This is a genomic window from Virgibacillus profundi, assembly GCF_002287375.1.
GTDB classification, from domain to species: Bacteria; Bacillota; Bacilli; order Bacillales; family Amphibacillaceae; genus Virgibacillus_K; species Virgibacillus_K profundi.
On record NZ_NPOA01000002.1, the window covers coordinates 303,427 to 318,106 of the forward strand.

The 14,680-nt window shown below is 37.3% G+C and carries 11 protein-coding genes; all 11 read left to right on the forward strand.

The genetic code is table 11. The features are described from left to right. The first annotated feature begins 19 nt into the window (after nt 1-19). The 11 genes from CIL05_RS04505 to CIL05_RS04560 all read left to right on the forward strand — a co-directional run bounded on the left by CIL05_RS04505 (nt 20) and on the right by CIL05_RS04560 (nt 14,448). Nucleotides 20-1,201, forward strand: coding sequence for an anhydro-N-acetylmuramic acid kinase (locus tag CIL05_RS04505; protein ID WP_206207745.1), 1,182 nt, complete (start codon nt 20-22; stop codon nt 1,199-1,201). 236 nt (nt 1,202-1,437) lie between these two features. Then, entirely contained in the window at nt 1,438-2,739 is a 1,302-nt protein-coding gene (locus CIL05_RS04510) for an ABC transporter substrate-binding protein (protein WP_095654401.1), read from the forward strand. Between the two features lie 79 nt (nt 2,740-2,818). Continuing rightward, a complete protein-coding gene (locus CIL05_RS04515; RefSeq protein WP_095654310.1) occupies nt 2,819-3,712 on the forward strand; it encodes a carbohydrate ABC transporter permease in 894 nt (297 codons plus the stop codon). Between the two features lie 25 nt (nt 3,713-3,737). Beyond that, nucleotides 3,738-4,580 carry a carbohydrate ABC transporter permease gene (locus tag CIL05_RS04520; RefSeq protein WP_095654311.1) on the forward strand — a complete coding sequence of 281 codons (843 nt, stop codon included), beginning with the start codon at nt 3,738-3,740 and terminating at the stop codon, nt 4,578-4,580. Nucleotides 4,581-5,054: 474 nt separating this feature from the next. After that, nucleotides 5,055-6,182, forward strand: a complete 1,128-nt coding sequence (locus CIL05_RS04530) for a DEAD/DEAH box helicase (protein ID WP_240510107.1) — start codon at nt 5,055-5,057, stop codon at nt 6,180-6,182. Nucleotides 6,183-6,726: 544 nt separating this feature from the next. Next, nucleotides 6,727-8,220 carry a sodium/proline symporter PutP gene (gene putP / locus CIL05_RS04535; RefSeq protein WP_095654313.1) on the forward strand — a complete coding sequence of 498 codons (1,494 nt, stop codon included), beginning with the start codon at nt 6,727-6,729 and terminating at the stop codon, nt 8,218-8,220. 19 nt (nt 8,221-8,239) lie between these two features. After that, nucleotides 8,240-9,196, forward strand: coding sequence for an agmatinase family protein (locus tag CIL05_RS04540; protein ID WP_095654314.1), 957 nt, complete (start codon nt 8,240-8,242; stop codon nt 9,194-9,196). A gap of 133 nt (nt 9,197-9,329) precedes the next feature. Next, nucleotides 9,330-10,649 (forward strand): globin-coupled sensor protein, encoded by a 1,320-nt coding sequence (locus tag CIL05_RS04545; protein ID WP_095654315.1) that lies wholly within the window; start codon nt 9,330-9,332, stop codon nt 10,647-10,649. A 695-nt stretch (nt 10,650-11,344) separates the two neighbouring features. Continuing rightward, nucleotides 11,345-11,584 carry a hypothetical protein gene (locus CIL05_RS04550; RefSeq protein WP_095654316.1) on the forward strand — a complete coding sequence of 80 codons (240 nt, stop codon included), beginning with the start codon at nt 11,345-11,347 and terminating at the stop codon, nt 11,582-11,584. A gap of 89 nt (nt 11,585-11,673) precedes the next feature. Beyond that, nucleotides 11,674-12,600, forward strand: coding sequence for a DMT family transporter (locus CIL05_RS04555; protein WP_240510108.1), 927 nt, complete (start codon nt 11,674-11,676; stop codon nt 12,598-12,600). Nucleotides 12,601-12,744: 144 nt separating this feature from the next. Continuing rightward, nucleotides 12,745-14,448 (forward strand): methyl-accepting chemotaxis protein, encoded by a 1,704-nt coding sequence (locus tag CIL05_RS04560; protein WP_338066918.1) that lies wholly within the window; start codon nt 12,745-12,747, stop codon nt 14,446-14,448. Nucleotides 14,449-14,680 lie beyond the last annotated feature (232 nt).

The window sequence follows — 14,680 nt, forward strand, 5'->3', positions numbered from 1 at the left end:
TATAGAAAGGAAAATGATCATGACCAGGACCAGTAAAACTGTTAACTATGTTGTTGGCCTCATGTCAGGGACTTCGTTAGATGGTATTGATGCAGGATTAGTAGAAATTAAAGCTGATACAAATGATGACATCGATATTAAACTAATCCATTTTCAATCACAGTCTTTTTCTAGTGAAATAAAAGAGAAAATATTAAATCTTTGTATTGCTGATGAAGCTAGGATAGAAGACATATCAGCAATGAATATGTTACTAGGAGAATTATTTGCTGAAGCCGCCGAAAAAGTGATAGAAGAGGCGGGATTATCTCCATCTGATATTCTCTTAATTAGCTCACATGGGCAAACAATATACCATCAGCCCAATCCAATTCCAATAGATAAACGGAAAATAACCTCTACTTTACAAATAGGAGATATTAGTGTTATTGCTGAAAGAACAGGGATTACAACAATTGGGGATTTCAGGACACGGGATATGGCAGCTGGCGGGCAAGGTGCCCCATTAGTTCCATATGCTGATTATATGCTGTTTAGAAGTAAGGAATTTGGCAGAGTGCTTGTTAATATAGGTGGTATTTCGAATATAACGGTTCTCCCAAAGAACTGTACAGAGAAAGAAGTAATTGCCTATGATACTGGCCCAGGCAATATGCTTATTGACGCTTTTACAAATTGGGCTACAAATGGAGAACAACCATATGATAAAAATGGATTATTAGCTGCAAAAGGGAAAAGTAGTAATAATTGGTTGGAAAAGCTTTTACAGCATAATTACTTTAAACTTCCATCACCAAAGAGTACTGGTAGAGAATTGTTTGGTATCCAGTATGCTGAAGTTCTATGGGATGAAGCTCAACGACTAGCTATCGATAATCATGATAGACTTGCAACAGTTACTGAATTAACTGCTAAGAGTCTTACAATGGAGATTAATAATTATATTGAATCAGGTATTGTAAAAGAAGTTTTAGTAAGTGGTGGCGGGCGTTACAATGGAACTTTAATGAAAAGTATCTGTTCTCATCTTCCGAAAGATGTACAATTAATGGGCACAGAAGAATATGGTATGTCTGCAGAAGCAAAGGAAGCAATAACTTTTGCATTACTTGGCTACCAATGCTATAACAAAAAAACAAATAATTTCCCCTCTGCAACAGGAGCAAATCATGATGTTATTATGGGAAAAATAGCATGGTGAATACAAATATAATGTCGATACAAGAAGTGCTGACCGATAATGGTTGGCGCTTTTTTTTGGATTTTTATGTAACGAATTGTTCATTCCCCAGAACATAATGAAGTTTTTAAGACTAAAATTATCTGTTTGTCTCATTAACTTCAAATACATAACATATAATTTTAAAAAAGGAAGGGGGAAAAAGATTGAATAAATTTCTAAAATATAATGTTTTATTATTACTGATTACGTTAATTATGTTATCACTTATGGTTGCTTGTTCATCTGGTAATGAAAAAGGAGAAGATGGCACGGAAAAGTCAGATGACTCAACAGCAGAAGGCGGAGAAGGAGAAATTTCAGGGGAGCTTGAAATTCAATACTTTGTTGGTGGATATGGAGATTCCTGGTGGAAGGAAGTTATTGCAGACTTCCAGGAAGAATATCCGGATGTAAGCATTGTTGAACATGCTGGACCGAATATTAATGAAGAAATGCGTTCCCGTTGGGTATCAAATGATCCACCTGATGTTGTATACATTGATGGTGCAGGTTCGAGTGAAACACAAATGGTTGAAGACGGACAACTAATGAATTTGACAGAATGGCTTCAGGAAATGGAGCTTGAGAATGGCGACAAACTAGCTGATAGTTTTATCGTAGAACCAGCAACATACGATGGCGAAATTTATAGTCTCCCATTAGTTTTTGATACATGGGGCACATGGTATGACAAAGCTTTATTTGAAGAAAAAGGTTATGAAGTTCCAACTGACTTTGATAGCTTTATGAGCTCTATGGAAGAAATAAAAGAGGGAGAGGATATTGATCCATTGGTAACATCTGGACAACACCCTTATTACTTCCTTCGTGGAATGCTTTATCCTGCATTTGGTGCAGCTGGTGGAGATGAGTTGTTAGCTGATTTGATTCAGGGTAAAGAAGGTGCATGGACTCAAGATGTTGTTCTGGACACAATGAAAAAAGTAGAAACAATGGCAGCAGAGGGCATGTTTGATTCTGGTTTAGGTGCATTAAACCATACCCAATCACAAATGAACTTCTTGCTTCATGAAAATGTATTTGTACCTGTAGGTTTCTGGCTGCCAAATGAGATGGCGAATGATATTCCTGAGGGATTTGAATTTGGCTTTATCCCATCACCAATGCAGGATGCCGGTGACCCATATGCGGTAGTTCCGGATTTGCGTCCATTAGCAATTGCTGAAAATGCAGAGAATCCCGAAGCTGCAAAAGCCTTTGTAGAATTTGCATTTACCAGAGACTATGCAATGTCATTCTCCGAACATACCGGTGCAATTATGAACCTGACTGGTGTTGATCTATCTCAAAGTGATGATGTCCCTAGTTATTTAACTGAAGCGAATGCAATGATTAATGATCCAGAGCAAGTACAAATTTATCACAAGCCACATCCAATGAGTGCAGATTTGGAAACACCTATTGGTAATGCATTAATGTCCTTAATGCTTGGCAATATGACTGCAGAAGAGTTTGTGGAAGAGGCAGAAAAAGCTGCGGCAGAATATCGTAGTTAGTTGAATGAAGCAGGTATGGAATATAGATATAACCCTCTAAATTCCATACTGTTATTTCTTTTTAGAAAAGAGTGATTGGATGGTACAGTCTAAAAAACAAAAATATATGTTTTTGGCCTTTTGTTTAATTCCTACCTTTATTATGTTTGCTATTTTTACACTTTATCCTTTGTTTAGTGGTTTGTACTATTCCTTTTTTGACTGGTCAGGATCGGCACAGAATAAGGAGTTTATTGGAATTGACAATTATATAAAATTAATAAAAGATGCGATTATCCCCAATACGATTATCCACGATTACTTCCTGGTTGTTACAAAGGTTATCGGCATTATGATTCTGGCAATGTTTTTTGCTGTTGCTTTAACACAATTAAAAATAAAAGAGGCACCATTTTACCGGATTGTGTTTTTCTTCCCGAATATTATGTCCGTTGTAGTAATTGGGATCCTATGGACATTTATCTATAATCCAAGCATGGGGCTTGTTAATTCTGGACTTGAGTTTCTCGGACTTGAGTCTTTGGCCAAACCATGGCTGGGGAGTGAAACATGGGCACTTCCAAGTTTGGTATTGCCATCTATCTGGGCTGGGATCGGTTTATTCATGTTAATGCTCATGGGGGGTATTGCGAATGTCTCGAAAAGTTATTATGAAGCGGCTGAAATTGATGGAGCAACAGAATGGCAGCAATTTTGGAAGGTGACCTTGCCACTCGTATGGCCACAAATAAAAATCTCCATTCTTTATATTGTTATTACGACATTAAACGGCTCTTTTATTATTGTACAGGTTATGACAGGTGGTGGGCCAAATAACTCCACACATGTTATGGGTTCCTACCTTTATCAGCAGGCATTTGTACAATATAACTTTGGATATGGAGCAACAATCGGTGTAATGATTTTAATTCTGTCATTAATCACTGTATTAATTTTACAATTCTTTATGCGAAGAGATAAAGTCGAATACTAGAATTTAAAGAAATGGAGGGATAGTAGTGAAACGAAGTGTTGGTCAGATTTTAGGCAAAACTGGAATACGAATTCCACTCATATTATGGACAATCGCCGTGTTATATCCAATATTTTGGATGTTCCTCGGTTCATTCAAATCAAATGCTGAAATATACAGAAATCCCTGGGGCTTCCCAGAAACTTTTAATTGGCAAAACTTCGCCGATGCATGGACAAATTATAATATTGATACAAGTGTGTTTAATAGTTTAATAGTAACAGTAGTTGGAGCAGTGCTAACGCTGGTACTTGCTATCCCAACTGCATATGCGATTGAACGTTTGAATTTCAGGGGGAGCAAGTTTTTATTTACATTGTACGTTTCCGGCATGATGATTCCGATGGTGTTAGGTTGGATTCCACTTTTCTTTCTATTGATGGAATTTAATTTACTCGATAATATTTTTGGATTGGCTATTGTTTATGCAGTTAGTCAGCTTCCATTTACAATATTTGTGTTAACAAGCTTTATGAGTACCATTCCTAAATCACTAGAGGAATCAGCCGCAATTGATGGGCTCTCACCATATGGTGTGTTATGGAAAATCATCACACCACTGAGTATGTCCGGTATTATAACAGTAACAATTATGAATGCCATTCAGTTCTGGAATGAATATTTCATGGCTTTAATCTTTCTACAAACGGAGGAAAATTACACACTTGCCTTGGCAATTGACTATATCAGCAGTGAGGCACAGTATACAAATGCCTGGGGAACGTTATTTGCAAGTCTTGTCATCGCAATAATTCCGGTTATTATTCTTTATGCGATTTTCCAACGGAGAATTGCAAAGGGAATGACGGAAGGGGCGATTAAGGGGTAGGAAAAAAGCAACAATCAGCTATTTGATTGTTGCTTTTTTATGCTAAATATGTGAAGATTTTTTCTGTTTTTCAAGTAGAATAAGTATAAGTGAAGAAAATCTTATAGATAAGGAGATTGTTAATATGTCCTCATTAAATAAATATGAAGCAAGCTTAAAAGAATTTTATATACTAAGAGGAGACTCTGATCAATTGATGGGATAGTTCATATGACACCATCTCCGTCAACAATACATCAAAGAATTTCCGGTCGTTTACATGCGAAACTTTTTAACTTTTTGGAACGAAAGGACTTTGAAGTATTTCATGCCCCATTTGATGTGGAATTAAGTAAGGGTGATTCCCCTTATCAAAATGGTAGGTCTGGATCGTCAATATTAAAAGTTCCATCTACTATCTTCTTGGGTATCTATTCATTGGTAGAATCCTGATTAAATTCTGGAACAGCAATAGAAGCTGAATTCCATGGCCAATTGACCTCGCAGCAGGAGGAAGCTGTCCAAAGCCTGCTAAAATTTGAAAACGGAATATTATCAGCAACTACAGGGTTTGGAAAAACTGTTGCTGCAGCTTCGTTAATAACGAAACGAAAAGTAAATACCTTGATAATCGTTCATCGAAAGCAATTGATGGATCAGTGGAAGCAGCGCTTATCGTCATTTCTTAATCTGGATATAAATAAGATTGGACAAATTGGTGGTGGGAAAAACACAGCAAAAGGGCTTATAGATATCGCTACGATTCAAAGTCTGAATTATAAAGGTGAAGTAAAAGATTCTATTTTAGAGTATGGACAAATTATCGTAGACGAATGCCATCATATTTCAGCATTTAGTTTTGAAAATGTATTAAAACAGGCCCAAGCTACATATGTACATGGTCTAACTGCAACTCCGACAAGAAAAGATGGTTTACAACCAATAATGACAATGCAATGTGGCCCTATTCGATATAAAGTAAGTGCGAAACAACAGGCTAGGGTCAGGCCTTTTAAACATGTGTTAATACCTCGGAGGACATCTTTTAAAAGTAAGTCGAACAACAAAGGAAATATTCAAAGCCTTTATAAAGAAATGATAAAGGATAACCAACGAAATCAAATGATTTTCAATGATGTATTGAAGGAATTGGATAACGGAGCATCCCCGATTATATTGACCGAAAGACTTGAACATGTTAGAAAATTTGAGACTATGTTTAAAGGTTTTGCCAAAAATATTATTATTCTTACAGGTGGAATGAGTAAAAGGGAAAGTCAAAATAAATTAAAACAATTAGAAGAAATCTCTGATCAAAAAGAAAGGTTAGTGATCGCAACTGGTAAGTATATTGGCGAAGGGTTTGATAATGCAGTATTGGATACATTATTTTTAGCTATGCCTATATCATGGAAGGGAACCTTGCAACAATATGTAGGTAGATTTCACCGTATTCATGACAATAAAAACATTGTAAAAGTATATGATTATGTTGATCACAGAGAAGAAATTTTCAATAATATGTTTGAGAAAAGAAAAAAAGGTTACAAGGCAATGGGGTATATAACAGAAGGAGCTGACACTATAGCAGGGATAAATACAGAACAAATGGAGCTATTTTGAATAAGAATGTTAATTCGTAAATTACTATTATATTATCAAAAGTAACCGCCTCATGACCAGTGGATAAATCGGTTACTTCTTCTATTTTGCACTATTTTCAGTAGGTCAACCGTTCTTTATGCGGTTTGTAGTTGTTGCTACCAGGTGGTTCATAAGCCACTTGGTGCACCCCACGGCCCAAGTTGCGCAATAATAGCTGAAAGTCGTGCCCTACCCCAAACCACAAAACCCACACAACATCCCAATAACTTCCTCACAAACTTCAACCAGTCCACAATAAAATAACATATTCACATTCCACCAATCATATGTCTAATTACATAATGAATTAATGGTAATTTCCCATTAAATGAAATTTTCTGCTAACTGTGTTATGATAAAAAAAATCATAGAATTTAGGGGTATATGTAAGAAAAAAATATAGGAGGGGTTTTATGGAATATGCAATTACCGGCTGGACACTGTTTTGGTTCGCTGTACCCATGCCACTGCTTGTTGTATGGGCAATCATTACCTTTTTCACGGAAAGGGGGAATGAGGACTGATGGATCCAACGTTAATAACCTTTGCAGCTTACTTAATTGTAATGATCGTTATTGGGATCATTACATATCGGATGACAAATACATTGTCTGATTATGTTCTTGGCGGTCGAAAATTGAATAGCTGGGTGACAGCATTTTCAGCATCAGCCAGTGATTTTAGTGGTTGGCTCCTAATTGGCTTGCCAGGTGCTGCTTATGCGGCTGGTCTTGGTCAGTGGAGTTTGTGGATTGCTGTTGGTTTAGCAATTGGGGCGGTGATTAACTGGCAATATGTTGCAAAGAGACTACGGATTTACACAGAGTATACAAATGATTCAATAACACTTCCACAGTTTTTTGAAAATCGTTTTCGGGATAAATCTCATTTATTACGTGTTATATCTGCATTATTTATTTTGGCTTTTTTCTTATTTTATACCGCTTCAGGGCTTGTTGCCGGTGCAAAGCTTTTCCAGGGGACTTTTGAAATTGATTATCATATGGCACTGATTATTGGTGCAATTATTATTGTTGCATATACTTTCCTGGGCGGGTTCCTGGCGGTAAGTTATACAGACTTCATTCAAGCGGCACTCATGTCAGCAGCCTTATTATTTACCTCTGTTTATGGATTGATTAAAATCGGTGGGTTCGGGGAATTATTTAATCAGCTTGGTTCAATTAGTCCAAGTCTGGTTGATGGTTTTGCAGCAACCAGCTATGATCAGGCAAGTCTATGGGAACCTGCAGGTGCAATTGGGGCTATAGGAATTATTTCTGCACTTGCCTGGGGACTTGGTTATTTTGGACAACCACATATTCTGGTAAGATTTATGGCGATTCGCTCTCATAAAGAAGTAAGAAAAGCACGTTTGATCAATGTAGCACTAGGACTCGTTATTCCACTTTATGGTGCATTGATTGTCGGGATGTTAGGGATCGTAACCTTTGATCAGCCTTTAGCAGATTCCGAGCAGGTGTTTATCCAACTGGTTCAGTTTGTTTATGATCCATGGGTTGCTGGATTTTTGCTTGCAGCTGTTTTAGCAGCTATTATGAGTACAGTAGACTCTCAGTTACTCGTATCTTCCAGTGCATTGTCAGAGGACTTTTACCGAAGATATTTCCGGAAACAAGCCAGTGATAAAGAATTGGTTTGGGTTGGCCGGGTATCCGTGTTATTGATTGCGCTTATCGCAGTAATGATCGCATGGAATGAAACGAGTTCCGTACTTGATCTTGTAAGTTACGCCTGGGCTGGGTTTGGTGCCACATTTGGACCACCAATTTTGTTTTCACTATTTTGGAGGAAAACTTCCCGAAATGGGCTTTTAGCAGGAATAATTGTTGGTGGAGTAACCATATTCTTATGGCCTTTAACAGGCTCGGCTCTGTATGAAATGGTTCCAGGATTTGTTTTATCGAGTATTGCTATCGTAGTATTTAGTCTAGTTGGAAAAGGTCCTTCAAAAGAAATCCTGGAAGAATACGATAAAGTTGCCGGAGTAAAATAAGTTTAGGAGTTGATGCAGCATGAGTCAGGAAAAAATATACGGAAATACACCTTGTTATTTAGGCGGGAAAAAAGTCAGCCTAAAAGATGATAGTGCTAGTGATAGAGATGTACTAATTTATGGCGTGCCATGGGAAGGTTCTGTAACCTGGGGTGATTATACCGGCTGTGAGTTAGGACCAAAGGTAATCCGCTTAAATTCAGCACGTTATTCCGGTTATTTGCCAGAATTAAATCATATGGATGTTCTAAGTCATTATACCATTGGTGACTTAGGTGATGTTGATGTGGTACCTGCTGATACGATAGAAACGATGCGTCGTATCGAGAATTTTGCAAGTAATGTCTGGAAAACAGGTAAATTCCCGGTCGCATTTGGAGGCGATCATGGGATTACCTATCCGATTGTAAAAGCTCTAAGTGAAGAAGTCGAGGGAAAAGTTGGGATTATTCATCTGGATGCCCATTATGATAACCACCCTGATTATGAAGGCGATTTATATGCGCGCAGTACACCTTTCCACCGAATTTATGAAAGTGAAAGTGTGCGTAATGAAAGTATCGTTCATATGGGTATCCATGGGCCTAGAAACGCTCCTGAAACAGGAAAATATGCAGATGAAGTAGGTGCAACTACAATCTCTGTGAGAGAAATCCGTCAGGCAGGAACCGACTTATCAGAGCTGGCAAAGAAGGCTTATAATATTGCGAGCGAGGGAACGGAAGCTGTTTATTTAAGCATCTGCAGTGATGTACTGGATTTTGCGTTTAATCCAGGCGGGCCTGTTGATGGAAATGGCGTAACTTCCTATGAATTGCTGGAGTTGGTTCATGAATTTGCCAAATTGGGAATTCGCGGTATGGATTATGTTGAGGTTTATCCACAACAGGATGTCAATGATAATTCTTCGCATTTCGTAACATATGCAGTGCTTTATGCATTGGCGGGTAATATTTTAAGGGAACAAAAAAAATAAAGGCTATTTAAATGAAATCCACTTCCTGCTAAAGGGAGTGGATTTTTAAGTAATAGATAAATAGTACTATAAATTTCCTTAAGATTGTCCGATATAATAGTATAACTATTTTTATAGGGAGAGTTTGGACAACATGGTATTAACATTATTAAATAGAAAAAAGAAAGAAAAGAAACCGGAACAATCGTTATATAGTCTTAGTAAGCAAATGAAACCGACATTCAAAGTAAAGGCAGGAACAGATTTAGAAAAGCAATTAAATATGCTTGATTTAACGGAAGAGGATTTTGCGATCGCACAAGTGCTAAAGCCTTATGTTGAGGAAGAAAATACGAATATCATCGATGGATTTTATAAAAATCTGGAGCATAATCCAAAATTGATTGAAATTATTGAAAAGAATAGCTCCATTGAAAGACTGAAGAAAACATTAAGCAGACATATTGTGGAAATGTTTTCAGGGGAGATGAATGAAGATTTTATTAAAAGAAGAAAAATTATTGCACATATTCATGTAAGAATAGGATTGACCCAGAAATGGTATATTGCATCTTTTCAAAAGATTTTCGCTGGCCTAATGGATGTTATACAAAGAAATTTGCCTATTCAGGAAGATCGTATCCTTGCAATAAAAATAGTAAATAAATTATTAAATTTAGAGCAGCAAGTTGTATTGGAAGCTTATGATGATGAAGTAATTCGGTTGAAAGAAGAGGAAGCCAAAAAGAAAATGGAGATGATTGGATCTCTGGAAAAGGCATCGGATGAATTGGCTGTCTTATCAGAGGAAACAAATACATCCCTAGAAGAAATGACAACTCAAATAGATGTAATTACGTCTAATTCGAAAATCAGTACTGACCTTGCCGAAGAGACAAAAAGAGCAGCTGATGGCGGAAGTGCGCTTTTAGGTGAAATGAGCAGTTCTATAGAAAATATGGAAGAGAGTACAATGAAAGTAAATGAGGATATGACCAGTCTGGAAACGACTTCGATTCAAATCAAAGAGATTATTGAAATTGTAAAATCAATTGCAGATCAAACAAACCTGCTGGCATTGAATGCGTCTATTGAAGCAGCAAGGGCAGGAGAACATGGTCGTGGTTTTGCAGTGGTCGCTAATGAGGTGCGAAAACTGGCAGAACAAACTGGTAGTTCAGTGACAAATGTTACTGAATTGGTAAACCAAACAAATGAACAAATTTTCAATAGTTCTTCTTCGATTATAGAGGTTCAGGATTATTTAACAGCTGTCAAAAATCAATTGGAAAATACGGAACATGCTTTTGCTGATATTGACAATAGTATGGAGAAAACAAAAACAAGCAATAAAAATATTCAGGCTGATTTAGAGATATTTGGCCAAGCCATTCATGGGATTGAACAATCTGCTGTAACGATTTCTGAATCAGCTGAATATCTGAACAGGATGATGGGAGATCGGAACGATTAGATACCAATAATTAATAAGGAAAGCTCTTTTCGTAAGTTTTAGGACTGCACTTCGTTCGCCCCACCAAAATACTGTTGCTTTTTAATCCTCGCATTAGATATAAAAGACGACGTATGCGCTGGATTGTTTTCTGCTGCGGACCATTGCTTTCCGCGGGCACGGCTTCAGCCTCCTCGAGAAAACCACTCTGCGGGGTCTTCAGACACGTGCTTTTCCCGCAGGAGTCAACGGTCCTCCGCTCCAAACAACCGCATAAATGTGCAAGTATTTGTTTAAATTAATCAAGAATTTTTTTTAAATTTTAAAGCACAATTCCAGCGGAGGAAACACATTGAAGACTCCTGCGGGAGGAAAGGCATAGGTGAGACCCCCGAGTGCGTAGCACGAGGAGGCTCACCAGCCGCCCGCGGAAAGCGAAATGTGTTTCCGGAGCGGTCATTGAGACCTACTACCATTAATTTTACGTTACCTTTTACATCTTTTATGGCAAAAAGAATAATCTTTTAGAAAACAGCCTAAAGAAAAAAGGATATTACAATAACGGAATATCCTTTTTTCTTATTGTTTTTAGAAATGCAATATCAACACGGATAATTATACCTATTTTGAATTCAGAATATCCTCCTTATGACTCTTGTTGCTAAAATGACCGGGTGTTACGATAGTATTATAGAAATGAAAAAGGGGGGAACAGGTTGACCAAAGATATGGTGGAAGATCTGTTGCATACTATCACGCTATGGTTGGAGGATTTAGAAGATATACAAATAAACGGCCATCAAATCGATGAAAACTACACAAAACTGGAAGCTGAAGCAACTAATATAGAATTGGATATCAATGGATTGAAGCAAAATATAAGAAATATCGATAAACAATTAGCCGTAGTGATGGAATGTCATTTAGGAAAAGGAACCGATAAGTTAATCGTATGAAATGTAATTAACTTAAGCGTGCATCGGCAGGCTTATTTTTTTGGTCTTTTTTGGTATAGACTGCTATCATGACAAGCAGGAGGGAAATTGTGGGGAATCAATTCAATTCATTTATATCTATTTTACAAAAAAACAAGAAAATCTTGTGGCTGCTGATTATAATAATTACATTGCTATGGGGCTATGCCTGGGTGCTGATGAAGGCTTCCCTTGAATACATGGGCCCATTTACTTTTTCTTCGTTTCGCTTTGGGGTAGGATCCGTCACCTTATTGCTTGTCGTCTGGTTATTGAAAATTGGCCTTCCAGCTAAAAAACACTGGAAACATTTAATTATCGTTGGCTTCCTGCAAACGACTGTCGTTTTTCTGCTGGTCATGTATGGGCTTCGCTTTGTGGATGCAGGAAAATCTTCCGTACTTCTTTACTCTATGCCATTGTGGAGCACCATTCTGGCAACGAAATACCTTGGGGAAAAAATTACGCCTGCTAAACTTTCGGGCCTATTAATAGGAATGGTTGGGCTGTTAGCCATTTTAGGCTGGGATATTTGGAAGGAACCAAATATAAAAATGATCTTTGGTGAATTTCTTATCATCATTTCTTCTGTATCATGGGCGGTAGCAAATGTTTATTATCGAATAAAACTCCAAAGTCTGCCAAAACTTCAGGTCAATGCCTATCAAATGTTTTTCGGTACAATTGGAATCGTAATTGCAACACTTTTCATGGAATGGGGCAAGCCCATCGCGCTTAATGTACATAGTATTTATTATATACTGTTCACTGGAATACTGGCATCTGCTCTTTGTTTCACTGTATGGTTTTTAATTCTTAGTTTGATCGACATGGCGACAGCTACAATATCTACATTACTCGTTCCGATGTTTGGCTTGCTGTTCAGCAGTTTGATTTTGGGTGAGAAAATGTCAATTGGTGTAATTACAGGTTCTATCCTGATTATAGTTGGTATTGTTGTTGCACAATTGCCGAAAAACAAGCCTCGACACAGGTAGTGCCGAGGCTTGTTAGGTGTTTTTGAGGAAGTGCAAATTAACTTAATATTATTGCTTTTATCCAATTTCTAAAGGATTGCTTACAATGAACCGATAGACTAACAGTGAGGATCTTTCCTACATAGACATTAAATGAAAACAGAGGTGCGGAAATTGAAAAGGAAATTTGGCTTTAAAAGTATCAAATCAAAAATAATATTTGGTTTTTCGATTGTTATTTTATTGGTAATATTATTATCTGCGTATAATATTTATAGCACAGTAAAGACGAATGAAGATATACAGGAGATAATGGACTACCAGCTTACGTTGCTGATTGCTGATGAGAAGATGGTTATCAATATGGCGGAACGAACAGCCTTATTACGCGGTTATTTATTATTTGGAGATGCAGCATTATTAAATCAATTTAGTGAAGGTGTAGAACCATCTATTGCCTTGGAAAATCAGGTGCTTGAGCTAAATGATTCAGAGGAAGTCCAGGCTATTATCGATAAAAAGATAGAATGGGGACATTTTACGGATGATGTGATTGCAGAATATGAAAGCGGGAATGAAGACCGTGCATTAGATATTATGTCATTATTTGTAAGACCACTTTCAAATGAAATCATGGCAGACTTTCAAGAAATGGCTGATAAGAGAGAAACGATCATAAATGATATGGGTAACGAAATTATATCCAATGGAGAAAGTAATTTTATGTTCAGCAGTATTATTACTGGTCTTGTATTAATTTTAGGTATTGCAGCAGCCAGTATTACGTCACGAAGTATTAGTAAACCAATTATTAAAGTAATGAATCGTATGAATCTCATCGCAAGTGGTGATATGAGTCAGGAGCCGCTTGTTACAAAATCAAAAGATGAAGTAGGTCAGCTTGTTGTTGCGACAAATAATATGGCAAAAAACACACGTCAATTATTGAACAGAGTTCAGGTTGTATCTGAAACGGTCTCGAGTCAAAGTGAAGAGCTTACGCAATCCGCGAATGAAGTAAAAGCTGGTTCAGAACAGGTTGCAATTACCATGCAGGAATTGGCAAGTGGTTCAGAATCACAGGCAAATAGTGCAAGTGATTTAGCATCAGTAATGGGCAGTTTTTCGGAGAAAGTTCAAGAGGCAAATGAAAAAGGTGAACTTATTCAGAAAGCTTCAAATGAAGTACAGCATATGACAACAGAAGGCAGTACTTTAATGGAAAACACGACAAAGCAAATGGCAAAAATTGATCAAATTGTTCAAGTCGCTGTTAAAAAGGTGGAAGGCTTAGATGCTCAATCTCAACAAATAGCAAACTTAGTGTCTGTAATAAAAGATATTTCGGAGCAAACAAATCTTCTTGCATTAAATGCAGCAATTGAAGCAGCAAGAGCAGGTGAGCATGGGAGAGGGTTTGCGGTAGTTGCGGATGAAGTGAGGAAGCTGGCTGAACAGGTATCTGATTCGGTAATGGATATTACAGATATAGTAAACGGCATTCAAAATGAAACGAATGAAGTAACTGATTCCCTTCAAAGCAGTTATACAGAAGTGGAACAAGGACAAAAGGATATCAAAGCTACTGGTGAGACTTTAAATGGAATCAATTTATTTGTATCTGAAATGGCAAGCAGCATTCAACTGGTTTCACAAAACCTAGCAGACATTGCCGCAAACAGCCAGGAAATGAATGGATCGATTGAAGAAATAGCTTCGATTTCTGAAGAATCAGCTGCCGGAGTTGAGGAAACCTCTGCATCATCTGAACAGACAAGCAGTTCAATGGATGAAATTGCATCAAGTTCCGAGCATCTTGCTAAGTCAGCTGAAGAGTTGAATGGCTTGGTAAAACAGTTTAAGCTTTAGGAAAATCATAGGTATATATGGAAGTTAATTTTTTAATTGGCTTCCTTTTTTATTTAATATAACTATTAGTATACATGATCTTCACAAGATGATTGAGAAATTAGAGTCGAGGGTAAGTGAATTAGAAGAGGTAGTGAACAATTCAAAAAACAACCTGGTGTAAAGTACGCTACGAAATTGCTTATAAAATCCCTTAGCAGTAAACTAGTAAGAAAGGGGACAGCGCTAAAGC

Coding starts and splice junctions, on each gene's coding strand:
- CIL05_RS04505 (WP_206207745.1), top strand. CDS start 20: ATGACCAGGACCAGTAAAACTGTTAACTATGTTGTTGGCCTCATGTCA.
- CIL05_RS04510 (WP_095654401.1), top strand. CDS start 1,438: ATGTTATCACTTATGGTTGCTTGTTCATCTGGTAATGAAAAAGGAGAA.
- CIL05_RS04515 (WP_095654310.1), top strand. CDS start 2,819: ATGGTACAGTCTAAAAAACAAAAATATATGTTTTTGGCCTTTTGTTTA.
- putP (WP_095654313.1), top strand. CDS start 6,727: ATGGATCCAACGTTAATAACCTTTGCAGCTTACTTAATTGTAATGATC.
- CIL05_RS04540 (WP_095654314.1), top strand. CDS start 8,240: ATGAGTCAGGAAAAAATATACGGAAATACACCTTGTTATTTAGGCGGG.
- CIL05_RS04545 (WP_095654315.1), top strand. CDS start 9,330: ATGGTATTAACATTATTAAATAGAAAAAAGAAAGAAAAGAAACCGGAA.